The 7,394-nt window shown below is 76.4% G+C and carries 3 protein-coding genes; 2 read left to right on the top strand and 1 reads right to left on the bottom strand.

The genetic code is table 11. The annotated features are described in order from the left end of the window. Positions 1-1,650: 1,650 nt before the first annotated feature. On the top strand, positions 1,651-3,735 hold the full coding sequence (locus tag AC0ZLC_RS29855) for a condensation domain-containing protein (RefSeq protein WP_476755056.1): 2,085 nt from the start codon (positions 1,651-1,653) through the stop codon (positions 3,733-3,735). 495 nt (positions 3,736-4,230) lie between these two features. Then, positions 4,231-5,466 carry a helix-turn-helix domain-containing protein gene (locus AC0ZLC_RS29850; RefSeq protein WP_476755055.1) on the top strand — a complete coding sequence of 412 codons (1,236 nt, stop codon included), beginning with the start codon at positions 4,231-4,233 and terminating at the stop codon, positions 5,464-5,466. Between the two features lie 429 nt (positions 5,467-5,895). Here AC0ZLC_RS29850 and AC0ZLC_RS29845 read toward each other — a convergent pair whose 3' ends face one another. Then, positions 5,896-7,170 (bottom strand): class I SAM-dependent methyltransferase, encoded by a 1,275-nt coding sequence (locus tag AC0ZLC_RS29845; RefSeq protein ID WP_476755054.1) that lies wholly within the window; start codon positions 7,168-7,170, stop codon positions 5,896-5,898. Positions 7,171-7,394: the final 224 nt, after the last annotated feature.

The raw sequence follows: 7,394 nt of genomic DNA, 5'->3' as shown, positions 1-7,394 counted from the left end.
CGGGCCGGACCCGCCGCTGCGCCGCCCGCGGGCCGGCATACGGCACCTGCCGGCCCTCGCCTGCCGGCCGTCGGCCTCCGGCCCCGCCTGCCCCACCCGCCGACCGTCGGCCCTCACCCGCCGACCGGCGCCCACCGGCCGGTTCGCTCCGCAGGGCGCAGCCGACGCCCGCCCGCTGTACCGCCGTGCCGGGTTTTGCCGCGGCGCCGAACTCCGCTTGCGGGCAGGCCAGTTCCACGGCGCGGTAGGCACCCGCTCCCGGGCCGGACCCGCCGCTGCGCCGCCCGCGGGCCGGCATACGGCACCTGCCGGCCCTCGCCTGCCGGCCGTCGGCCTCCGGCCCCGCCTGCCCCACCCGCCGACCGTCGGCCCTCACCCGCCGACCGTCGCCCACCGGCCGGTTCGCTCCGCAGGGCGCAGCCGACGCCCGCCCGCTGTACCAGGCCGGGTTTTGCCGCGGCGCCGAACTCCGCTTGCGGGCAGGACAGTTCCACGGCGCGCTGGGCACACGCCCCCGGGCCGGACCCGCCGCTGCGCCGCCCGCGGGACGTCGTACGGCACCTGCCGGCCCTCACCCGCCGACCGGCGCCCATCGGCCGGTTCGCTCCGCAGGGCGCAGCCGGCGTCCGCCCGCTGTACCGCCGTGCCGGGTTTTGCCGCAGCGCCGAACTCCGCTTGCGGGCAGGACAGTTCCACGGCGCGCTGGGCACACGCCCCCGGGCCGGACCCGCCGCTGCGCCGCCCGCTGACCGGGCACGGCGCCCGGGGGACGCGTATGGCGCCCGGGACGGTGTTTGGTGTCCGGGGACGGTGTTTGGTGTCCGGGGACGGTGTTTGGTGTCCGGGGTGGGGGGTGCCGGGCGGGCGGGAGGTGCGCGGGAGGTGGTGAGCGGGCGGGCGTGCTTGGCCCGGTGCGCGGAGCCCGGGGTGTCCGCGCGGACGAGTGCAGGTCGCAGACGGTTCGGGGGCCACTGGAGAAAACGGACGTACGGGCCGTGCCGGAGCTAGCGTGGCAGGGCCGAACGGGAGGGGCCGGCCATGGACGGAGCACCGCACCGCACCGGCACGCACCCCCGCCGCACCCGCGGCCGGATGCCTGCCGCATACCCGGACCGCCGACGCACGCCAAACCCGGACCAGGGGAGTGCGCTGTGCGCCCGGGCCTGCGCTGCGCGCTGTGCGCCCGGGCGGGACACCGCATACGCCCCGGGTAACACCCCCGGTGACGCTTCCTGGGACCCGCCGGTCCCCTACCCGCGGATCCCGGTTGTACCGGTCCCGTACCTGCCGGTCCCGTACCTGCCGGTCCCGGTGGTGCCGGCTCGGGTCGGCCGCCGGGGGCGGGCCGGCGGTGCTGAGCGCGTGGCTCGGCACCACGGGGTGCCGTATCCCACCCGCCGGGTGGCAACGGTCCTCACCGGCCGGGTGGCAACGGTCCTCACCGCTCTGGGGGCGAGGGTTGCCGCCGGCCCGGGGTGGCGAGGGTCCTCGCCCGGTCCAAAGGTGCCGGTTGCAGCCGGCCGGGTGGCGAGGGTCCTCGCCCGGTCCGGGGGTGGGGGTTGTCGCCGGCCGGGGGTGACGGTCTGCTGAGCTGGGGGGCAGGGCAGTGGTTCGGGTTGCGTACGGGGTTGAGTTGAGAAGGGGGAGGCGATGAACGACGGCCGGCCTAGCGGCGTATGCGCGGTGATCGACCCCGAGCGGGGTGCCCACGGCGTCCTGGAACTGCACGGCCCACTGGACACCGCCGGTGTCCACCGGGCCCTGCACCGCATCGCGGAGATCCGTCCCGGTGCCCGCCACACCGGGCTGCGGCTGCTGCGGCACGGCCCCGGCGTGCACAGTGTGGAACTGTCCGGCGGCGACCAGGCGCCGGAGCCCGGCTTCGCGGGCCTGCTCGCCGACCTGCTCACCGCCGCGCCCGAGCCCGCCGCCGACGCTCTGCCCGGCACCGGGGCGGGCGCGGGAGCGGCCGGCCTGCCCTGCGGGACGCTGCCGCGCACCGAACCTCTCACCCCCCTGCAGCAGCAGCGGCTCACCGACGCCCTCACCTGGCCCGACCACCAGGTCGAGCAGATCCTGTGGCGCTGGTACGGCCCGCTGGACACCGCACGCTTCGAGGCGGCCTGGCAGGCCGTCGGCGCGCGTGAGAGCGTACTGCGCACCGCTTTCGTGTGGGACCCGCGCCCGCGCGCCGTCGTCTTCGACCGCGGCATCACCCCCCTCGCCCGCCACTCCCACGGCACGGCGGTCCGGCGCGCTGCGCTGCTGGCCCGCGAGCGTGCCCGCTCCTTCGACCTGCGCCGCCCCGCGTCGGTGCGCGTGGCGCTGCTGGACAGTGGCCCCGCCGACGCCGCGGCGCCCTTCACCGACGTACTGCTCACCTATCACCGTGCCCTGCTGGACAGCTGGAGTGTGCGGCTGCTGATGCGTGAGTGCTGCCGCGCCTACCTCGCCGGCGGTGTGCTGCCCGGCGGTGAACGCCGCCCCGGCCTGGGCGACTTCGCCCGCTGGCTCGGCACCCGCAACCCGGCCCCGGGCGCCTGGTGGCGCGGCGCGGCCCGCCCGCCGGCCGTGCCCGCCTCGCCCCAGCCCGCCCGCGCCGCTGCCGGCGGCGGGGGCACCGGCGTGCTGCGCACGGCCCTGTCCCCCCGTCACAGCGCACGGCTGGCCCACTGGGCCGCGCAGTGGGGGGTCGCGGAGAGCAGCGTGCTCCAAGCGGTGTGGGCGATGCTCTCCTACCGGGCCCGCGGCGCCGCACCCGGGCCCGCGAGCGTCGGCTTCGGCCTGGACTTTCCCGGACGGGGACTGCTCCTTCAGGGCATCGAGGGCCTCCCGGGCCCGTTCGAGAACGCCCTGCCCCTCACCGTCACCCTCCACGCGGCGCTGGGCCTGCCCGCGCTGCTGCGTGAACTGCGGGACGTGGCCATGGACATGGCCGCCTGCGAAGGGGTTGCCGCCGCGAGCCCGCCGCCCGGCAGCGGCGCCGGGCGGCGGGCCGGGGGCCTGCTCGCCTTCGACTGCGGCCCGCGGCCCGAAACCGCCCACGCCGGCGACCTGGCCGCGCACGGGATACGCCTGGAGGAGCAGGAGGCCGCCGGGGCACCGGCCGGATACGCCCTGCGGCTGCGCGCCGGACACGACGCCCGCCGCGCGCTCACCCTCACCTGCGCCTACGACCGTGACCTCCTGGACCGCGGCGCCGCCCGCACCCTGCTGGCACACACCGCCCACCTGCTGAGCCTGCTGCCCGCCACCGCGAGCGCGGCCACCACCGTCGCCGACGTGCTGGCCCTGCTGCCCGGCGCGGCCACACCCCCCGTCCCGGACGGGCCCGGCGCCCGGGACGCGGCACCCCTGGTGGCGCTGCGCGGTGCGCTGGCACCCGCGGCGGCCACCATATGCCTGCTCGACGTACCGGGCGCACCGCGCACCGGGCACTGGGAGGTGGTGCGCCACTACCGCGGACCGGAGGCACTGACCGCGCTCAGCCTCACCACCGGCCGGCCGGGCGAGCAGGCCGCGGCCCTCGGCGCCCTGGCCCGCTCACGCGGCCGGCTGGTCCTGGGCGGCTACTCCGGCACCGGCGCCCTGGCCTGCGAACTGGCCCGCCACCTCACCAGGCCCGGAGTGCGCCCGCCCCTGGTGGTGGTCGGCGGCGCCGACCACGACCCCGACGGGCCCCGCACCCTGGCCGGCGCCCTGCAGCAGGCGAGCGCGTCGGCCGGCCGCCACTGAAAAACACCACACCCGCCCCCAGGCACCCCGTACGGGCACAGGCGCCGTTTCGCGCCGTCCCCTGTCGTGCGCCAGGGCGGGGATCATCTCCTGGGCCAGCCGATGTCCTCGTCCGACGCCGTGACGTGCACCGCTTGCGCCCGGCCGCCGCCGCCCTCCACGGCATCGGGGCGGCCAGAAACCGAGTGCTTCATGAACGACTCCCGTGGATGTGAACGAGAACAGTTCCCGTGATCGAGGACGGCTGGTGCCAGGGCACCGCCACTGGTGCTCGAAATGCTTCCCGGATCCGTTCAAGAACCGTTCAAGAACCGCTCGAGGAACACCGGAGAGCCCGGCCAGGTCCGCACGAGGTCCAGGGCACAACCCATGGCAAAACATTGCCCGCCCGTTGCCCGGCCCCCTACGCTCGGGGCGGCTTCGGTGGCCACCGGCGGTGACGCGCCCCGTGCGCCCCGCACCCGCCCCCACCCGTGCGTCCCAGGGAATGGTCATATGCTGCGTCAGCCCGCCTTCGGCCGCCGTCTTCGCACCCTGCGACAGGCCCGCGGGCTGTCCCAGACCGCGCTGACCGGTGAGGGCATGTCCACGGGCTACCTCTCCCGGCTGGAGTCCGGCGCACGCCAGCCCACCGAACGGGCGGTGGCCTACCTCGCCGAACAACTCGGCCTGCAGCGCGCGGACTTCGAGGAACCCGCCGGCGGTTCACTCGCCCACGCGCTGACGCTGGTCGCCTCCACCCAGTCCGACGCGGCGATGGACACCCTGCGCGAGGCCCTGGCCGCCGAGGGACACGAGGTTCCGGTACTGCGCTGGCAGGCACTGTGGCAACTGGCCCGCCGCCGCCGCCTGCAGGGCGACCACGCCGGCGAGCGAGCGGACCTGGAGGAACTGGTCCGCCTCGGCGACGCCGTCAACCTGGTCGCCCTGCGGGTACGCGGACTGACCCGCTACGCCCGCTGCCTGCGCTCACTGGGAGAGATCACCGCCGCCCTCGACGCCGCGATGACGGCCCACCACCTCGCCCGCGAGGACGACCTGGAGGCACACGACCGCGCCGCGGTACTGCTGGCCCTGGTCTCGGTGGAGGCCGAGGCCGGCCGCACGCCCGACGCCCGCTCCCACGCCGACGAACTGGTCGAACTGGTCGCGGGCTGGTCCAGCGCACTGTGGGCGGAAGCGATGTGGACCGCCGCGGCGGTGCGCCTGCGCCAGGGCGACCACGCCGCCGCGCAGGCCTACCTGCAAGAGGCGCTGGAGAAGTTCGACAGCGCCGAGGACCTCGTGCTGTGGCTGCGGCTGCGGCTCGCCGCCGGCCGCCTGCACCTGCAGAAACTGCCGCCGGACCCCGACGCCGCCGAACAGTGCGTCATCGCCGCCGAACGCGCCCTCGCCTTCGTCTCCACACCCGCCCTGCACCAGGAACTGACCGCACTCAAAGCCGACCTCGCCTTCCTCACCGCCCGCTACGACGACGCCCGCCACCTGCTCGGCGAACTCGCCCAGGCCGAACCCCGCATGACCTACCGCGACCGGGTACGGCTGGACATCCTGCGCCACCAGCTGCGCATCCGCTCCGGTGACGACAGCGGCGTGAAGGGACTGCGGGCACTGGCCGAACAGGCCCAGGCCGACGCCAACATGGACCTCGCCGCGGAGATCTGGCGCCTGCTCGCCGAATCCCTGGCCCAGCTCGAGGCCGCACGGGGCCCCGCCCCATCCGGGGCGTGAGCGACCCCGCCCACCCCCACCACCCACCACGCCCACCACCCACCACGCCCACCACCCACCACGCCCACCACCCACCACGCCCGCCACGCACCACGCCCACCACCCGCCACGCACCACGCCCACCACGCACCACGCCCACCACCCGCCACGCACCACGCCCGCCACGCACCACGCCCACCACGCCCACCACCCACCACGCACCACGCCCGCCACGCACCACGCCCACCACCCACCACCCACCACGCCCACCTACGCCCACCACGCCGCCGCCGGGAACCCGGCCCCACGCGCCCCGGCCCGGCCGGGCACCGCCCCGGGCACCCTGCCGCGCCGTCAGCATCCTGCCGCGCCGTCAGCATCCGGCCGGGCCGTCAGCATCCGGCCGGGCCGTGAGCATCCGGCCGGGCCGTCAGCACCGTCGGGCGGCTCTCACCGTGCGGACGCGGCCAGGACGTTTGCCGGCTCCCCGGCCGGGCCGTGCAGGACGGCCTCCACCTGCGCGGCGCGGGCGGCCGCCGGGGTGTTGGCGCAGGCGCCGGCCTCACCGGCGGAGAGCGCGCACACACCGTTCAGCGCACCCGCGGGCACCTGCCCGGGATCCAGGACGAGGCAATCGAGCAGGTCCGGCTCCCGGCCCCAGGTGAGCAGCGCCCGGTAGCCCAGCCGCTCCACCGCCCCGCACAGCACTTCCGGGTCGGGCGCGAGCACCTCCTGCGGTGCCAGGTCGATGCCCTCACGGGGATCGAAGAGCGAGCGCATGGCCGCGTACTCGTCGTGCACCCGGCGGTTGGGCACCCCGGCCAGCCGCAGCACGGCCGGCCGCCGCCCCGCCAGCCGCTTGACCACCGAGGCGACGTCGGTGACGTCCTGGCCCCAGCGCAGCGCGGGCGCGCCGGCCAGGTCGGCGACCGGCTCGGCGGTGGAGAGCACCGCCTCGTAGCGGTAGCGGGTCAGCTCGTTGTGGTGCACACCCCGCTTGGCCCGTACGTCGACCGCCCGCACGGCCGGCCAATCCCGGGCCAGCACGCCGAACAGGGCGGGGGCGAGCAGCAGTTCGCTCTCCTGGGCGACCTGCTCGTCGATGGCGCGCAGCAGCGCCTCCCGCTCGCCGCGGGCGGCACCCGGCCGGGCCAGCGCGACACCGGTGCGAAAGCAGCGCGCCAGATCCAGGCTGCGCAGGTCACCCAGGAACAGCGAACCGCCCGGGGCGAGCAGCGGCAGCAGCCCCTCGATGACGGTGCGCAGGCGGGCAAGGCTCGCAAAGCGCTGGACCACCGAGTTCAGGACGATCGTCTCGAAGTGGCCGGCCGGCAGCCCGCCGGTGTCCTGCGCACTGCGGCACCGCAGCCGGACCTTGTCGGTGAGGACCGCGTCGGCCCCAACCCGCGCGGTGAGCGCGGCGACGGCGGCGGGGCAGACGTCGGTGGCCCAGTACTCGTGGACCTCCTCGTCGCGGGCCAGACGCTCCATCAGATGCCCGGCGCCCGCACCGATCTCCAGGACCCGGCGGCGCGGCAGCTCCCGGATCCGCTCCACGGTGGCCCCGCGCCACTCCCGCAGCTGCTCCGGCGGGATGGGCAGGGCGTCGTAGCTGCTGGTGCGGCTCTCCCCGGCGTCCGCCCCAAAGGCAGCGGCCGCCGGTGGGAGTGCTTCCCGGCGCGCGTCGGCGCCCTCGCTCTCGTACCTGAGCCCGGAGATGGACATCGGCACCCGCTCCCCTTTTTTCGACAGCGCCTTCCGGCTTGGCAAAACATTGCCTTCATGTTGGCAACGGCGGCCTGAGTGGGTATCTCGCCCCGGTAGAGCGGCGGTTGAGCCGCTGGTGGTGCCGTCGCGCCGGCGCCCGCACGCGGACGGCACGTTGCCAAACACCGCCCGCACCCGGTGTGAGACGGAGCCCCGCTGGCCGGTGAGAACGCCCCCGGGAA

It is taken from the genome of Streptomyces sp. GLSS-08 (genome assembly GCF_056387915.1).
The sequence above is the reverse complement of the archived record's forward strand: the minus strand, read 5'-3'. Positions and strand labels throughout refer to the sequence as shown.

Coding starts and splice junctions, on each gene's coding strand:
- AC0ZLC_RS29855 (WP_476755056.1), top strand. CDS start 1,651: ATGAACGACGGCCGGCCTAGCGGCGTATGCGCGGTGATCGACCCCGAG.
- AC0ZLC_RS29850 (WP_476755055.1), top strand. CDS start 4,231: ATGCTGCGTCAGCCCGCCTTCGGCCGCCGTCTTCGCACCCTGCGACAG.
- AC0ZLC_RS29845 (WP_476755054.1), bottom strand. CDS start 7,170: ATGTCCATCTCCGGGCTCAGGTACGAGAGCGAGGGCGCCGACGCGCGC.